The sequence below is a fragment of the Ramlibacter tataouinensis genome, from assembly GCF_001580455.1.
Taxonomy (GTDB): domain Bacteria; phylum Pseudomonadota; class Gammaproteobacteria; order Burkholderiales; family Burkholderiaceae_C; genus Ramlibacter; species Ramlibacter tataouinensis_B.
Map to the genome: position 1 here is coordinate 1,996,355 of NZ_CP010951.1, position 15,656 is coordinate 2,012,010.

Genomic DNA, 15,656 nt, shown 5'->3' on the forward strand with positions numbered 1-15,656 from the left:
TAAAATTACGGCATGAATCCTTCCACCATCACTGCGCTGTCGCCGCTGGACGGCCGCTACGCGGGGCGCCTGGCCGCGTTGCGCCCCCTGATGAGCGAGCACGGCTTCATGCACAAGCGTGTGCAGGTCGAAATCTGCTGGTTCATCGCCTTGTCCGATGCCGGCTTCGCCGAGTTCCGCCCGCTCACGCCCGGCGCGCGCACCTATCTGCTCGGGCTGGTCAAGAACTTCTCGGTCGCCGACGCGCTGGCGATCAAGGAGATCGAGAAGACCACCAACCACGACGTGAAGGCGGTCGAGTACTGGATCAAGTCGAAGTTCGAGGCCCGGCCGGAACTGAAGGCGGCCAGCGAGTTCGTGCACTTCGCCTGCACCAGCGAGGACATCAACAACACCAGCCACGCCCTGCAGCTGAAGGCGGCGCGCGAGCAGGTGATCCTGCCGGCGCTCGACGCCCTGATCGACAAGCTGCGCCAGATGGCGCATGCCTACGCCGACGTGGCCATGCTGAGCCGCACGCACGGGCAGACGGCCAGCCCGACGACCGTCGGCAAGGAGATCGCCAACGTCGTGGTGCGGCTGGCCGCCGCGCGCGAGAAGATCGCCGGCGTCAAGCTGCTGGCGAAGATGAACGGCGCGGTAGGCAACTACAACGCCCACCTGGCGGCCTGGCCCGACTTCGACTGGGAGGCCTTCAGCCGCAAGGTGGTGGAGACGCCCGAGCCGCTGGGCCTGGGCGTGAGCTTCCAGCCCTACAGCATCCAGATCGAGCCGCACGACTACATGGCCGAGCTGTTCGACGCGGTGGCGCGCACCAACACCATCCTGGTGGACTGGGCGCGCGATGTCTGGGGCTACATCAGCCTGGGCTACTTCAAGCAGAAGCTGCGCGAGGGCGAGATCGGCTCGTCCACCATGCCGCACAAGGTCAACCCGATCGATTTCGAGAACGCCGAAGGCAACTTCGGGCTGGCCAATGCGCTGCTCAAGCACCTGTCGGAGAAGCTGCCGGTGTCACGCTGGCAGCGCGACCTCACCGACTCGACGGTGCTGCGCAACATGGGCGTGGCGCTGGGCTACTCGGTGCTGGCCTACCACTCCATGGGCATCGGCCTGGGCAAGCTCGAGCTCAACCGCGAAGGCATAGATCAGGACCTCGACCAGGCCTGGGAAGTGCTGGCCGAGCCGATCCAGACCGTGATGCGGCGCTTCCACGTGGAGGGCGCCTACGAAAAGCTCAAGGAAGTCACGCGCGGCCGCACGGTTCAGGCCGAGGACCTGCATGCCCTGATCCGCGGCCTGGACATCCCGCCGGAGGAAAAGGAGCGCCTGCTGGCCATGACTCCCGCCAGCTACGTGGGCAAAGCCGCCGAACTCGCGCGCCGCGCCTAATCCAGTTGGCCCTCAAATCCACGATCTTCAAGGCGCAGCTCGCCGTGGCCGACATCGACCACGGCTACTACGCCGACCATGCGCTCACGCTGGCGCGCCATCCGAGCGAGACCGACGAGCGCATGATGATCCGGCTGGCCGCGCTCGCGCTCAATGCGCACCAGCTGCAGGATGTGTGCGCCGGCGACGGCACCCTGGGCTTCGGCGCGGGCCTGTCGAACCCCGAGGAGCCCGACGTGCTGCTGCGCGACTTCACCGGCCGGCCGCGCATGTGGATCGAAGTCGGCCAGCCCGAGGACAAGCCGCTGGCCAAGGCCTGCAGCCAATCGGACGAGGTGATCGTCTACGCCTTCGCGCACGCGGCCGAGGTGTGGTGGCGCGGCATCGAGGGCAAGCTGGCGCGCCTGTCGAACCTGTCGGTGTGGCGCATCCCGGCGGCCGCGTCGCAGGAACTGGCCTTGCTGGCGCGGCGCAGCATGCAGCTGCAGGCGACGGTGCAAGAGGGCGTGCTGATGGTCGGCGACGGCGAGCGCGCCCTCGACATCGAGCCCCTGCGCTGGAAGTAGGCCGCAGTCAGTGCGGCATCAACGCGCCGCAGTTCCAGCACTGCTCGAAGCCGCCTTCCACCAGTTCGCCGCAGGCGCTGCACACCCAGCGCCGCTGCGGCACGCGCGCCAGTTCACCGAGCAGCGCGCGCGCCTGCGACTCCTGCTCCTCGTGCATCAGCCAGATCTCCGGCAGGCACTGGTCGGGCGGCAGTTCGCCCGCAGCGGCGCCCAGGTAATAGCGCTGCATCGACGCTTCGATCCCGGCGTGGCGCAGCGCGTCGACCCAGAGCGCGGCGATCGCGATGTTCGGCGCCTGGACCAGCCGCAGCATCACCGGGCCCGCTGGATGCCCGCGCCCTGCACGGCGCGCTCGGCGTAGCGGTTGAAGCGCAGCGCCTCGCCGAGCAGCGTGATGCGCCGCCAGGTCTGGCGCTTCTGCGCCGGCGTCATCTCCGGCCAGCGCTGCACCTCCTCGAAGGTGCGCCCGCACCCCTTGCACTGCTCGTCGCCCTGGCTGGTGGAGCAGATCGCGATGCAGGGGGTGTCCGGCGTGGTGTCGTACCAGGCCTTCCAGGCGGCGTAGGCGCGGGCGGGAAAGCCGCGCTCGTCGGCTTCTTCCTCGCGGTGATAGATGAGCAGGGCGTACACCTCGGCCAGCGCGCGCAGCTCGGGCCCGAGCGTCACGCCGTCGGGCGAGGGCTCGCGCTCGCGCCAGTGGTTGATCGCGGCCTCGATGTCGGTGATGTGGATGGTGACCATATGGATGGGGCAGCGATCATAGCGCCGTCGCGCCACACAAAACGCGCGCGCTTGTGTTCTAATGACCGCACGAAGGGGAGTAGCTCCCGTCAGCGGCCACATGAGGGGAACGTGGAGGCCGCAGGCAACAGTGCTGTCGTCAATACGTGGCCGAAAGGCCTCCGGCAGCGCTGGGCACATGCCAAATCACACCTTGCCGAGCAAGACCTTCGACTCTGGACCCGCCCGGGTTCGGTCGAAGCGTGCTTGTGGTTCACGGCCACATTCATCGTCTGCGATCGCCTCCGGTCGGGAAAGAACTCGGCACAAAACGGAGCATCGACATGGAGTTTCTCTCCGCCTCATGGTTTTCGGCCCTGCTGGCCATCATTCTCATTGACCTCGTATTGGCGGGCGACAACGCGATCGTGATCGCGCTGGCGGCCCGCAACCTGCCCTCCCACCTGCAACGCAAAGCCATCGTCTGGGGCACGGTGGGCGCGATCGTCGTGCGCTCGCTGATGACCCTGGGCGTGGTCTGGCTGCTGAAAATTCCAGGGCTCATGGCCGTGGGCGGCCTGGGACTGGTGTGGATCGCCTACAAGCTGCTGGTCGACAAGGGCGACAGCGGAGAACACGGCGCGGTCGCCTCGACCTTCTGGGGCGCGATGAAGACCATCGTGGTCGCCGATGCGCTGATGGGCGTCGACAACGTGCTGGGCGTCGCCGGCGCAGCGCACGGCTCGTTCGACCTGGTCGTCATCGGCTTGCTGGTGAGCGTGCCCATCGTCGTGTTCGGCAGCACCATGGTGCTCAAGCTGGTCGAACGCTTCCCCCTGATCGTGCACGCCGGCGCCGCGGTGCTGGCCTACACGGCCGCCAACATGATCATCCATGAGCCGCTGCTCGACGAGTTCTTCGCCGAGCCGGTGATCCGCTGGATCACCTACGCGGTCACGATCGCCGGTGTACTGGCCGCAGGCCAGTGGGCCGCGACGCGCGAAAGCGCGACCCGCGAGCATGCGACGCGCGAGCATGCCCGTTCCATCAACGCCTGACCCTTCCCTCAACGCTTGATCCGGAGAAAAAAACCATGGACAACATCATCGTCTACCTGGATGACGCCCACTGGGCCCTGCAACAACTCGCGCCCATGGCAACGGGCGCGGGCGCCGCGCGCACCCACTGGGTGCTGGTGGCCTGCCCGCCGCGCATGACCCGGCGCATCAGCAAATGGGTCAACCACGCGGCGCGCGAGCAGTGGCGGGAGAAGTGGTCGGCCAAGCTGTTCGAGCAGGTGGAAGCGCCGCTGCGCCAGCGCGGGCACGAGATCAGCAAGGTGATCGCCAAAGGGCCGTTGCCGGCCCTGACGCAGCAGCTCACGCGCATGCACCAGGCCACGCACGTGCTGGACGCGCGCCGGCCGAAGTTCGGCTACGACATGCCGCCGGTCGTCGCCGACCAGCCGGCTTCGCAGGAAGGCCGCTGGCAGGTGCCCGGCGCGATCATCGGCATGGGGGCGATGCTGGTGCTGGCGGACTAGGCTGACAGCCCTGCTGGGAGCGCGGTGCTATGCTGCGCTCCCATGCTCAAGCTCATCGTCAAGTGGCTGTTGCTGGCCTCGGCGCTGCTGTTCGTCGCCTACGTCTACAAGGGCGTGGAAGTCAGCAGCTTCGGCGCGGCCATGGGCGCCGCCTTCGTGATCGGGCTGCTCAACACCGTGGTGCGGCCGATCCTGGTGCTCCTGACGCTGCCGGTCACGCTGGTCACGGTGGGCCTGTTTCTTTTCATCATCAACGCGTTCATGTTCTGGGCGGCTGCCCAGGTGCTCGACGGCTTCGGCGTGCGCGACTTTGCCGCGGCGCTGGTCGGCTCGCTCATCTATTCGGTGCTGGGCGTGGTGATCGAGTCAGCGCTCGAGCGTCTGTTCTCTAAGGAGTGAGGCCACCTGGCGGGCGCGGGCGTCGATGATCGACGCCTCGATGTGGTCGCGCGCGCCCGGGGGCGCCTTGCGCGCCAGTTCCTGCGCCGCCCGGAAGCGGTCCATCGCCGCCTGGTAGTCCAGGCGCGCCACATTCGCCTCGGCTTCCGCGCGGATCGCCCGCAGCGTCTGGCCCTGGGCGTTGTAGGCCTGCGCCAGCAATTCCCACGCCGGGGCATCCTTGGGATGCAGCGCCACCCAGGTCTGCAGGCGTTGCCCGGCGTCGGCGGCCCGGCCGTTGCTGATGCGCGCCTGCGAAGACAGGATCAACTCGGGGCGGCGGTCCCCGCCATCGAGCGCCGCGGCACGGGTCGGGTCACCCGCCTGCAGGGTGAGCTCGGCGGCCAGCAGCGTGGCCTGGCGCGAGGCCTCGGGATCGCCCGCGGTGGCCTGGGCCAGCCGGCGCAGCAGGGCGGCCGCGCCGGCGTTGTCGCGCAATTTCGCGCTGGCCAGCGCCGCCGCGTACAGCGCGCCCGCCTGCCGCGCCGGATTGCCCTGCTGCAGCGCGTCCTCGGCGAGGAAGCTGCGCAGCACATCCACGCCCGGGTTCGACAGCACTTTCGCGCGCCCGGCCATCAGCGCATGCACCATGTCCGGCTGGGGCGGCGTCGCGCTGCGCTGCAGCGAGATGCGCGACTGCATGTCGGCGATGCGCTCGACGGTCATCGGGTGGGTGCGCAGGTAGGGGAACGAACCGGTGTCGTTCAGGCGCGAAGCCTGCTGCAGCTTGTCGAACATGCCCACGAAGCCCTGCGGATCGAAGCCCGCCTGGCCGGCCACGGAGAAGCCCACGCGGTCGGCCTCACGCTCCATGTCGCGCGAGAAATTCAGCTGGTTCTGCATGGCCAGCGCCTGGCCGCCGACGATCGCTGCCTGCGCCGCATCCGGGCTGCGGCTGGCGGCGGCGGCGCCCAGGATCATGGCGCCCAGCAACAGGGGCCACTGCTTGTTCTGCTGGGCCATCATGCGCGCGATGTGCCGCTGCGTCACGTGGCTCAGTTCGTGCGCCAGCACCGAGGCCAGCTCGTCGCGCGTGACGGTCGCGCTTATCAGGCCGAGGTGCAGGCCCATCCAGCCGCCCGGCAGGGCGAAGGCGTTGATGGTGCGGTCCTTGCCCAGCAGCACTTCCCAGGCGAAACGCTCGTCGAGCTCGGGTGCCAGCTCGCCGCGCGCACGGGCGCCGGCCAGCAGCCGCGTCCAGAGGCTCAGCACGTACTCGTCCAGCACCGGGTCTTCGATGAAGTCGGGGTCGCGATAGAGCTCGCGCGCGATCCGCTCGCCCAGCTTGCGCTCGGCGCTGACGGTCATGTCGGCGCCCTCACCCAGGCTCGGCAACTGGGCGCGTGCCGGCAGGCACGCCATCACCGCGGCCAGCACCAGCGGCAAGACCTTGCAGCGGAGGGTGGTTGCGGCGATCAATACGGGTCCAGCGGGACGAAGCCGACGATCTCGGCGCTGCGCGGGTCGAGCAGGGCGGTCCAGAAAAAGGCGCGCGAGACCATCGGCAGGTACAGCGTGTTGGCGGCGTCCCGACCCGCTTTGCGCAGCGCCACGTCGATGAGGCCGGCCTGCGCCGGTTTCAGCTTGCGCAACTGCTCCACGGGCCGGGCGGCAGCGGTCACCCGCTGCCGCGCCGCTTCGTAAGGTTGCCACAGATCGGGCCGCGCGCCCAGAGGCGTGCCATCCAGTGCCTGGACCGTGGCCTCGAAGCCTTCCTTGGCGTCACGGAAGGGGCGCACCGCCAGCAGTGTCGGTCCCGACCAGGGGTCGGCCTGGATGCCGGCGGGTGTCTGCGGCCGCAGTTCATCGGGAATGTCGATGGCGTGGACCACGCGCACGCGGTCGAACTCGAACACCAGGTGAACCGGCCGCGCCGCGGCCACCGTCCACAGGCCGTAGGCCAGGGCGGCGAGCTGGATGCAGGCGACCACGGAAAAATCGAGCAGGAGCAGGCGCCTGGGCTTGGCCCGGTTGAAGATGGCCAGCGTGATCAGGGGCCCGAGGATCACGTCGACGGTCGTGACCAGCAGGAACAGCTCGCGCCCGCCGGAGACCTCCCGGTACGGGTAGGGATACCAGACCGCAAACACCAGCAGCGCCGCCGCCGCCGCGATGCACAAACTGATGGCCAGGTGCAGGCCGCTGGCCCGCGCACGTTCCTTCCACTGAAGCATGACCGTATGATGCCCGAGCCGGGTGAAGGTCTCGTAAATAGTCGACCCCGGCGCGGACATTCAGGAACTTATGAGTTCACTTACTCACTTCGACGCCCAGGGACAGGCGCACATGGTCGACGTCGGCGCCAAGCCGGCGACGCACCGCGTCGCCATCGCCAGCGGCCATATCCAGATGCGGCCCGAAACGCTGGCGCTGATCGAGTCGGGCACCGCGAAGAAGGGTGACGTGCTGGGGGTGGCCCGCATCGCCGGCATCCAGGCGTGCAAGAAGACCAGCGAGCTGATTCCGCTGTGCCATCCGCTGGCGCTGACGCGGGTGGCGCTCGATTTCAGCATCGACCGCGCCGCCAGCCGCGTGGGCTGCACCGCCACGGTGGAAACCGTCGGCCCCACCGGCGTCGAGATGGAAGCCCTCACTGCCGTGCAGGTGGCGCTGCTCACCGTCTACGACATGTGCAAGGCGGTGGACCGCGGCATGGTGATCGGCGACGTGCGTGTGCGCGAAAAGCACGGCGGCAAGTCGGGCAGCTTCGTCAATCCTTGAGTGCAGACGGCGCCGCGGCAGGCCGCAGCCCGCGCTCGCGCGCCCATTCGGCGTGCTCTTTCGGGAAGGCGGCGCGGAAGCGGATCAAATGGGCGAGCGCGACCTCGTCCTTCTTCAGCAGCGTGGCGCTTTCGATCACCTTCTCGACCACGCGCGCTTCGGGCGAGTAGTGCAGCAGTTCCAGCGCCGTGTCGTAGGTCCACTGCGCATTGGCCCGGGTCAGGGGCGTGAGGGTGAGTTCGGCAAAGCGCACATGGCCGCTGAACAGGCGTGATGCGCGGGCTTCCGCCAGCGGATCGGCGCGGTATTGCGGTGCGCGCGCCTCGGGCGCCAGGTAGATCTGGCTGATGCGGTGGTAGTCCCAGGCGGCGTAGGCCAGCGCCGCCAGCGCGCAGCCGGCGCCCACCGCGCTGGCAATGGCGCCGCGCGCGCCCGGCTGGCGCGCCGGTTCGCGCCCGGGCCACAGCAGGCCCAGCGCCAGCCCGAAGGCCAGCTGGAAGGGGCCATACCAGAGCGGGTACTCGAGCAGGCTGTGCAGCAGGATGGCAAAAACCACCGACAGTGCCAACTGGCGCGACGGATCGGTCTCGCGCCAGGGGGCCAGGCGCAGCAGCGCCCAGACCAGCGCGCCGCACGCGATCACGGCAACCGGCAGTCCCAGCTCCACCGCCAGGTGCAGGGGCAGGCTGTGGCCGTTGTCCAGGATGTCGCAAAAGCGCGCGCCCTGGTACAGGGTGATGTAGTGCGCGTAGTCGAGTTCGCCCCAGCCCCAGCCGGCCCAGGGATGCTGGCCGATCAGGTGCATCACGTTGGACCACAGCACGCGGCGGCCCGCGCAGCCGTCATTGCCGCCGAAACGCGCGAACACGCTGGGGCCGCTGACGCCCCAGTAGTTGGCCAGCAGCCAGGGCAGCGCCACCGCGGCCACCGCATAGACGGCCAGGCCCAGGCCGGCCAGGCCCAGCACCTGCCGGCGGGCGGGTCCGCGCCACAGCGCGGCGAGCGCCAGCACGGCGACCCACTCCAGGGCGCCGGTGCGCGAGGCGGAAGCGGCGCTGCCGGCGGCGAGCAGGACCATGGGCAGCATGGCGCGGCGCCAGTCCCAGCCGCTGCGCACGAACCACAGCAGCGCGGCCAGACCGATCGCCATCAGGGACGCGAGCTGGTTGCGCTGGCGCAGGTTGCCGTAGGCCTCGCCGAGCGGCGCCTGGCTGACCCAGGGCGAGAAGGCCTGGCCGGCGCCGAAGTACTGCAGCAGCGCGATCACGCTGCTCACCAGCGCGGCCAGCAGCCAGGCGGCGGCGATGGCGCGCGCGAACTCGCGGCGCGCGTCGCCATCGCCATGGGCGACACCGGCCATGGCGACGACCAGCACCAGTCCGCCGAGGAAGGCCAGCGTGTCCAGCGCGGGCAGCGAACGCGCCGCGGTGAGCAGGGCGGCCAGCGCCAGCCACAGGGCCGGCGGAAAGCGCGGCGTGGTCCAGGCGCGCATCGCGCACAGCAACGCCGCGCAGGTCGCCGTGGCCAGCCACGGCTGCACCGACACGGACGGGCCTCCGGCCACCGGATTGATCCAGGGATAGAAGACGCAGAGCAGCCAGACGAGGGAGACGGCTCGCGGCGGGCTCATGCCCGATGCCATGGGGTTCACGTCGGCGCCGGCTCCATGGGCCCGATCAGCCGGGTTTCGACGCTGGCCGGGTCGTGCCGCCACGCCTGCCAGCTCTGGTCCACCACCTGCGCGAATTTGCGCTGGAAGCGCTCTTCGCCGAAGCGCTCGGCCCATTCGCGGCAGGCGTGCGGGTCGAAGGCCGATCCCATCGCCTCGAAGTCCTGCACCGCCTGCGCCAGCGCGGCGGCGCTCTGTTCATTGAAATACAGGCCGGTGGGCTGGGGCGCGCCGCCGGCGCGCACCGTTTCCAGCGAGCCGCCGGCGCCATAGGCAATCACCGGCGTGCCGCAGGCCTGGGCCTCGATCGGCGAGATGCCGAAATCCTCGTAGGCGGCGAACAGGAAAGCGCGCGCCGCCTGCAGGTGCCGCTCGACCGCCTCGGCCGGCTGCCAGCCCATCAGCTCCACGTTGGGCGGGCACATCGCGCGCAGCCGGGGCATCTCGGGGCCGTCGCCGATCACCACCAGCTTGCGCGAAGGCAGGCTGCGGAAGGCTTCCAGCATGAGGTCGATCCGCTTGTAGTTCACCAGCCGCGAGACGGTGACGTAGTGGTCGGCCTTCTGCGCGGAAAAGCCGAAGCGGTGCGTGGCCACCGGCGGGTACAGCACCTTGGCCGGCCGGCGGTAGGCGCGCCAGATGCGGCGCTGCACATGGCGCGAGTTGGCCAGGAACAGGTCGACGTTGTGGCTGGTCTGGCGGTCCCAGACGCGCAGCCGGTGGAAGATGTAGCGCGCCAGCGAGCCCTTCAACCCGCGCTGCAGGCCGTAGTCGGCCAGGTACTGGTGGTGCAGGTCCCAGGCGTAGCGCATGGGCGAGTGCACGTAGCTGATGTGCAGCTGCTCGCCGGTGGTGAGCACGCCCTTGGCGAAGGCATGCGAGCTGGACACGATCAGGTCGGCGCCGCGCAGGTCGTGCGTCTCGACCGCCAGTGGCGTGACCGGCAGGTAGTTCCAGAAGCGGCTGCGCGCCCCGGGCGCCTTCTGCAGGAAGGTGGTGCGGATCGGGATGCCGCCGAACTTGCGGCGGTCGGCGTCCTTCAGGAAGTCGATGGTCGCGAACAGGGTCTGGCCGGGCACGGCGCCGAGCATGGCGCGCACCACATCTTCCGAGCCTCCCCATTCGGTCAGCCACTCGTGGACATAGGCAATTTGCTGCGCTGGCAGAGGGTGGGCGGCGGAAGGCATCGGTCGCGATGCTACCCGACCAGCGGTATAGTGCTCGCCCAGAGGAAGATCGGGGTGCATCGAGGTGCGTGAACTAGCGTGAATATCGTCATTGTCGCGTCCTTGTATGCGCCTCACGGCGGCGGCGGCGCCGAACTGGTCGCGCAGAACCAGGCGGAAGGCTTTGCCGCCCGTGGTCACACGGTGCATGTGCTGACACTCGGCGAACCCGGGAGCGGAACGCAGCACACGACGCTCAACGGCGTCCATGTGATACGGATCGGCATTCGCAATCTGTACCTTCCGTTCACATCCCATCCCAGCGCGTGGACACGGGTGGCCTGGCACACGCGCGATATCTACAACGCCCCCGCGGCACAACTCGCATGCGCGCAGCTCGCCGAATTGCGCCCGGACATCGTGGTCTGCCACAACGTGTACGGCTGGAGTGCAGCGATTTGGCGGGCGATCAAGTCGCAGGGGCTGCCGATCGTGCAAGTGCTGCATGACCAGTACCTGCGCTGCGTTCGGTCCAACATGTTCAAGGACCAAAGATGCGTGACGCCCTGCGCGTCGTGCCGGCTCGTGCGGCTGCCGCATCGTGGCCTGTCACGCTTGCCGGACGCCGTGGTCGGCGTCAGCCGCTATGTGATCGACAGCCACATCGAGGATGGCTTCTTCCAGAGCGTGCCCGTGCGCACGCACATCCACAACGCGAGCCACTTGGATACGCGCTCGCGTCCGACTCCGCCGCTCGACGTCCCTGATATCGTATACGGGTTCATCGGCACGCTCACTGCCAACAAGGGCATCGAGCCTTTGCTGTCGGCCTTCCATTCCGTGGCCCGGCCGCACTGGCGACTTCGCGTGGCGGGCACGGGACCTCCCGGATTCGTCGAGCGCTTACGTGCCGACCATGCGGACTCGCGCATTGAGTTCCTGGGGCGGCAGGACCCGGCCAGCTTCTACCTGGGGCTCGACGCCACCGTCGTCCCTTCGCTGTGGAACGACACGTTTCCCAGTGTGGTTTTCGAGTCGCTGATCCACGGAAGGCCCGTCATCGGCGCCCGCAGGGGCGGCATCCCCGAAATTGTGGAGGATGGGCTCTCCGGGATACTCTACGAGCCCGATGACACAGAGGGGCTGGAAGGCGCCTTGGTTCGCTTTGCGGCAGATATCCGCGGATGGCGATCGCGCCAGGCTGCCATCAAGGCGCTGTCGGCGCCGCGGTACTGCGATCGGGAGGACTGGATCACACGTTGGGAGTCGCTGTGTCGACAGGTCATAGAAGACGCACCGGGCACCCCAACCCGGAGCCAAGTCAGCGGTCAACCGCCCGACGGCAAGCGCCTGTAGCGCAAGATATCCCAGGTGGTGGCGAGCATCAGATACGGTGTGACTTTTCCCCGTACGGTCATTCGCACGAACAAGCTGAAAGCCGAGAGCAGGATGCGCAGCCTTGCTCGATCGCTCTGATCGGGCCACAAGATGGAATGGAATTCCGTCCTGTCGATCTTGACCCCCAACTCGGCGAGGCGGGAAGTGGCGATGTCCGCGTGCATCCATCTTTGCGCCTCTTGCCTGGTGCTCGTGACTTGGTCGGCGTGAATTCGATACCAGAGCAGCGGTTCCTTGATGTTTTGCATCCGGCCGAGGGTGCCCACCTGGAACCAGAAGTCGTAGTCCTCAGCGTGCCGGCAGGTCGTCCGGTAACGCAGGCCGCGATCGATCACGCTGCGTCGAAACATGACGCTCGGGTGCACAAAGCAGGGTCCGATCAGCAACCAGGCGCGGCACTCACGGTCGGAGCGCGGCTTGCGGATGCGGCCCTGAGATTGCCCGAAGTGGAACGCGTCCGAGCCGCAGATGATCACCTCGGGGTTTGCCTGCAGCAACTTCAGTTGCTTTTCGAGACGATCGGGCTGCGCCACGTCATCCGAATCCATTCGGGCTATGAACTCGCCCCGGCAGAGCTCAAGACCCCGGTTCAGCGTGGCAACGACGCCGCGGTTCTCCTGTCTCAAATACCGGATGCGGTCGTCGGCCTTGCAAAGATCCTGCGCGATTTCGTGCGTGGCATCGTTGGAGCCGTCGTTGATCAGTAGGAGTTCGAAGTTGCGCTCGGTCTGATCGAGGATGGACACGACCGCATCGTGCAGGAACGGCGCGCTGTTGTAGACCGGCATGACCACCGAGATCTTGGGTCGGTGCTCTAGCGTTGTTTCGCCCCTCGACCTGTGCTTCGCGTCGTCCAGGCGCTTGCCCCGGGCCCGGTGCAGAAAGTCCTTGAAAGCAATATAGGGCTCGAGACAGCGGATCCGCGCAGCAAGGCTGCCGTTGGAGGCGGCCACATGCATGCCCTTGTAGTAGTCGAGGTAGCGACCAGCGCAGCCTACTTCACGGCACTTCAGTATCTGGGCGTACGAATATCGCCGCAAAGCTTCCGCAGGCATCTTGTGGTCCCACTTCCTCTTGAATCGGACCATCGACCGGAAGTCGATAGCTCTTTTTGCCCCTCCCTGGTCCCAGTCGACATGCGTCAATGGGCTGTCCAGGAACGCCCAGCCGCTAGTCTCGAAATGGACACGCAGGAAGAAATCGAGGTCCTGGTGCCTCCTGAGGCTTTCGTCCCACTGGACCTTGCCCCCCAGCTTTTCCATGTCCACGACATAGGAGGAAGTCTGCGCGATGTCGTCTGAAAACAGCAAGTCGAAGGGACTGGTGCAGGTGTTGACATCGCGGGAGCGGTTGACCCGAGTGCCGTCGCGGTGGATTACCGCGCCGGCATAGACCGCTGCGCGATCGGTTCTTCTGAGGCATTCTAGGCTGCGCTCCAAATGCTGGGCGTCCCACCAATCGTCGGAATCCACAAATGCGACGTAGCGTGTGTGCGACGCCCTCATGCCCAGATTCCTGGCGTAGTTCGCGTTGCCCTGTCTCTGTGTGAACAGAAAATTCGGCCGAATTCCCTTCCAGTCCAGGGACATCGCTGTGCGGCGGCACGCCGCCAGCTCTTCTGGCGATGAGCCGTTGTCCACGACGTGAATAGCGACCGGCTTGAGTGTCTGGGCGATGATGGAACGAAACAGTCGCTCTGCGAACCCGGAACGGTTGTAGAAGGGAATAACAACGCTGACGCCACCGTCGCGCTGTGCGCTTGTCAAGGCGCCGAGTTGCTGATCCCCGACGCTGGCACTCACCGATGGTCGGCGGATTTCCTCGAGATCGCCCACTGAGTGCCCTCCTGAAATATCAAACTGTACGAGGGCTCCGCCGCAAGGAACTCCCGAACGGCCCGGCAGACTCCGTGATGCCGGTGTGTTGGATCTTCGCGCCAATCATCTCCTGCAATGATTCCATCGGCCTTGACCTTTCTCTTCAGCAGGGAAATCTCAGCTTTCGTGTCTTCATATGCATGCGTCGAATCGACATAGGCCCAGTCCAGATACTCGTCATCGAGCGCACCCAGCGCGGTCACGGAGTCCTGTATATGCAACTCAACCCTGCCGCGCGCGATCTCGTCCTCCAGGGCAATCACCAGTGCGCCGAGCGATCGGACGCTGGACTTGTCACCGACCGCCCAATGCCACCGCGCCTCGTATTTCCACCAAGGGTCAACCAAGTGCAGTAGCTTGGGCTGGTTCGCCGCGAGTATGAACTGGGATAGGGTTCCCTTGTAGACGCCCAACTCCACCCCAACGCCATGTTTCGGGATGATCTCCCGAAACAACTTCGCGCGAACGCCGATTTCGGTGCCGCTGTCGCTCACGACAACCATCCTTGCTTTCGCAAGAAACGAGAGCGACATCGAGCACGCGGATTGAAGCGGCGGGAGAAGGCTGGTTCGGAAGAATCGGGCAATGTTCATTTTTTTTGGAATACCTCCGCCTGGCGATCTTTAGATGCGGCGCCCCCAGCCTCCCCTCTCGCTTTCCATACGTTCAAGACGCCCGCCAGACGGCCAATGCGACCGGGCAGCATGGTGACAAGTTCATCAAACAAACCGCGGTACAGGAGCACCAAGACAAGGCCATAGCAGATCGCCCCGGCTGTCACGATGGCTACCAGCAAACCTGCCGCAGAAAAGTAGGGGGCTAGAGCCAGTCGCACGGCCAAGGCTGCCGCAACCATCAGGCCCGTACATACGGTCGCCGGGATCATCGAACCCAGCAACTGCTTCCAGTGTATGCCCACGTAGTGTTGCAACGCCCACATGATCGGCGGCGCCACCACGATCACCCGCAGCACATTGCCCCATGCCGCGCCCTCGATCCCGTATCGGCAGAGCACGAACACGATCCCGAAACTCACTCCGAACTCCAGCACGTTCAGCCACAGCACCGGCCTGGCGTGGCCGACAGCTACCAACGCGTTGCTCTTGAAATAGATCATGGGCATGGAAAGAACGCTCAGGGCCAATACCTGCATCGGCACGATGCTGGACTCCCATTGATCTCCGAATGCCAGGCGAATGATCTCCGGCGCGACCAGAATCGAACCGATGAAGATGGGATAGATGATCAGCGCGGTCAAGCGAGCCAGGCGGATGTACGCTGAGCTCAGTGCGATCAAATCCTGCTGCAAGCGGGAAAAGACCGGAAAGGTCACCTGGACCACCGGGCGCATGCCCAGGTCCAGCAGCGTGTCGAACCCTCGCCAGGCGACCCGCATGTAGCCCAGCGATACAGCGCCCAACACGTGGCCGACCACGAGATCGACGATCCGTTGGTTGCCCATCCCCAACAGGGTCGAGACGCACAGGGTGGTTCCCATGCGCATCTGGCGCTTGAACTCGGGTACGACGAATGCCAGCGAAGGTGTCCAGCGCGTGCAGTACCACATCACACCAGTGGTCAAAACAGCCGCCACCAGGCTCTGTGCCACCAGGCTCATGACCCCGAAGCCGGTCGTGGCCATGAGCACGGCGACTCCCCCGCTGACCAGCGTTCCCGCCATTCCCCTCAGCGCCAGGATCCGAAAACCCATGACACGCCGCAGCAGGGCCTCATGCACGGTCGCCATGGCATTGATCGTCGGGACGAGCGCGAGCCACTGCACCACGCGCGCCACCTCCGGTACCTGGAAAAAGGCGCTGATCAGGCCGGCGCCCCCCCAGAGCAGCAAGGTTCCCAGCAGCCCAAGGGCGAGGCTGCTCCAGAAGGCGGTGCTCGTTTCGTCTTCGCTGAGATCCTTGCGCTGGACGAGCACCTCGATCAGGCCCGCTCGACCGATCAGGTTCACGATTTCCAGGAAGATCGCGGCCATGCCCATGATCCCGAACTCCAACGGGGTCAGTTGCCTGGCCAGAATCGCGAAGATCAATAGCGACAGGACTTGCTGTGAGCCGGAGGCGACGATCGACCACATCACCCCGTTCGCAGCCTGGCGCTGCAACCCTGGTGTCGATGGCACGGTTTCCAACGAGCGTGTCGATGTCATGG

At 66.7% G+C, this 15,656-nt stretch carries 16 protein-coding genes; 7 read left to right on the forward strand and 9 right to left on the reverse strand.

The window, feature by feature from the left end; genetic code table 11:
- Positions 1 to 12 precede the first annotated feature (12 nt).
- Both purB and UC35_RS09665 read left to right on the forward strand, forming a co-directional pair.
- Positions 13 to 1,392: an adenylosuccinate lyase gene (gene purB / locus UC35_RS09660; protein WP_061498581.1), complete on the forward strand. Its 1,380-nt coding sequence runs from the start codon at positions 13 to 15 to the stop codon at positions 1,390 to 1,392.
- A 5-nt stretch (positions 1,393 to 1,397) separates the two neighbouring features.
- Positions 1,398 to 1,958 carry a YaeQ family protein gene (locus UC35_RS09665; RefSeq protein ID WP_061498585.1) on the forward strand — a complete coding sequence of 187 codons (561 nt, stop codon included), beginning with the start codon at positions 1,398 to 1,400 and terminating at the stop codon, positions 1,956 to 1,958.
- Between the two features lie 7 nt (positions 1,959 to 1,965).
- Here UC35_RS09665 and UC35_RS09670 read toward each other — a convergent pair whose 3' ends face one another.
- Positions 1,966 to 2,271, reverse strand: coding sequence for a putative signal transducing protein (locus UC35_RS09670; RefSeq protein WP_061498589.1), 306 nt, complete (start codon positions 2,269 to 2,271; stop codon positions 1,966 to 1,968).
- A complete protein-coding gene (locus tag UC35_RS09675) occupies positions 2,271 to 2,699 on the reverse strand; it encodes a DUF3717 domain-containing protein (RefSeq protein WP_061498592.1) in 429 nt (142 codons plus the stop codon). The genes UC35_RS09670 and UC35_RS09675 overlap by 1 nt, the downstream gene beginning before the upstream one ends.
- A 323-nt stretch (positions 2,700 to 3,022) precedes the next feature.
- On the opposite strand from UC35_RS09675, the gene UC35_RS09680 reads away from it, so the two are divergent.
- The 3 genes from UC35_RS09680 to UC35_RS09690 are packed head-to-tail and all read left to right on the forward strand — an operon-like array spanning position 3,023 to position 4,620.
- Positions 3,023 to 3,736, forward strand: a complete 714-nt coding sequence (locus tag UC35_RS09680; protein WP_061498595.1) for a TerC family protein — start codon at positions 3,023 to 3,025, stop codon at positions 3,734 to 3,736.
- Between the two features lie 35 nt (positions 3,737 to 3,771).
- Entirely contained in the window at positions 3,772 to 4,221 is a 450-nt protein-coding gene (locus tag UC35_RS09685; RefSeq protein ID WP_061498599.1) for a hypothetical protein, read from the forward strand.
- 42 nt (positions 4,222 to 4,263) lie between these two features.
- Positions 4,264 to 4,620 (forward strand): phage holin family protein, encoded by a 357-nt coding sequence (locus UC35_RS09690; protein WP_061498601.1) that lies wholly within the window; start codon positions 4,264 to 4,266, stop codon positions 4,618 to 4,620.
- On the opposite strand, the gene UC35_RS09695 is transcribed toward UC35_RS09690, so the two are convergent.
- Both UC35_RS09695 and tfpZ read right to left on the reverse strand, forming a co-directional pair.
- Complete coding sequence (locus tag UC35_RS09695) at positions 4,588 to 6,021, reverse strand: M48 family metalloprotease (RefSeq protein WP_082793552.1); 1,434 nt, start codon at positions 6,019 to 6,021, stop codon at positions 4,588 to 4,590. The two genes, UC35_RS09690 and UC35_RS09695, sit on opposite strands and share 33 nt — an antisense overlap.
- Before the next feature lie 53 nt (positions 6,022 to 6,074).
- Positions 6,075 to 6,833 carry a TfpX/TfpZ family type IV pilin accessory protein gene (gene tfpZ, locus UC35_RS09700; protein ID WP_061498603.1) on the reverse strand — a complete coding sequence of 253 codons (759 nt, stop codon included), beginning with the start codon at positions 6,831 to 6,833 and terminating at the stop codon, positions 6,075 to 6,077.
- Positions 6,834 to 6,903: 70 nt separating this feature from the next.
- On the opposite strand from tfpZ, the gene moaC reads away from it, so the two are divergent.
- A complete protein-coding gene (moaC, locus tag UC35_RS09705) occupies positions 6,904 to 7,380 on the forward strand; it encodes a cyclic pyranopterin monophosphate synthase MoaC (RefSeq protein ID WP_061498606.1) in 477 nt (158 codons plus the stop codon).
- Here moaC and UC35_RS09710 read toward each other — a convergent pair.
- Positions 7,370 to 9,010 carry a PglL family O-oligosaccharyltransferase gene (locus UC35_RS09710; RefSeq protein ID WP_061498608.1) on the reverse strand — a complete coding sequence of 547 codons (1,641 nt, stop codon included), beginning with the start codon at positions 9,008 to 9,010 and terminating at the stop codon, positions 7,370 to 7,372. The genes moaC and UC35_RS09710 overlap by 11 nt on opposite strands.
- Positions 9,011 to 9,027: 17 nt before the next feature.
- The gene (locus UC35_RS09715; protein ID WP_061498613.1) at positions 9,028 to 10,236 is read right to left on the reverse strand and encodes a glycosyltransferase; all 1,209 of its coding nucleotides are present in this window, start codon (positions 10,234 to 10,236) and stop codon (positions 9,028 to 9,030) included.
- A gap of 78 nt (positions 10,237 to 10,314) precedes the next feature.
- On the opposite strand from UC35_RS09715, the gene UC35_RS09720 reads away from it, so the two are divergent.
- Complete coding sequence (locus UC35_RS09720; protein ID WP_061498616.1) at positions 10,315 to 11,571, forward strand: glycosyltransferase family 4 protein; 1,257 nt, start codon at positions 10,315 to 10,317, stop codon at positions 11,569 to 11,571.
- On the opposite strand, the gene UC35_RS09725 is transcribed toward UC35_RS09720, so the two are convergent.
- From UC35_RS09725 to UC35_RS09735, 3 genes are all read right to left on the reverse strand, one after another.
- Positions 11,544 to 13,448, reverse strand: coding sequence for a glycosyltransferase family 2 protein (locus tag UC35_RS09725; RefSeq protein WP_158513880.1), 1,905 nt, complete (start codon positions 13,446 to 13,448; stop codon positions 11,544 to 11,546). The two genes, UC35_RS09720 and UC35_RS09725, sit on opposite strands and share 28 nt — an antisense overlap.
- On the reverse strand, positions 13,412 to 13,984 hold the full coding sequence (locus UC35_RS09730; protein ID WP_158513881.1) for a class I SAM-dependent methyltransferase: 573 nt from the start codon (positions 13,982 to 13,984) through the stop codon (positions 13,412 to 13,414). The genes UC35_RS09725 and UC35_RS09730 overlap by 37 nt, the downstream gene beginning before the upstream one ends.
- Before the next feature lie 95 nt (positions 13,985 to 14,079).
- Positions 14,080 to 15,654 carry a lipopolysaccharide biosynthesis protein gene (locus UC35_RS09735; protein WP_082792985.1) on the reverse strand — a complete coding sequence of 525 codons (1,575 nt, stop codon included), beginning with the start codon at positions 15,652 to 15,654 and terminating at the stop codon, positions 14,080 to 14,082.
- Positions 15,655 to 15,656: the final 2 nt, after the last annotated feature.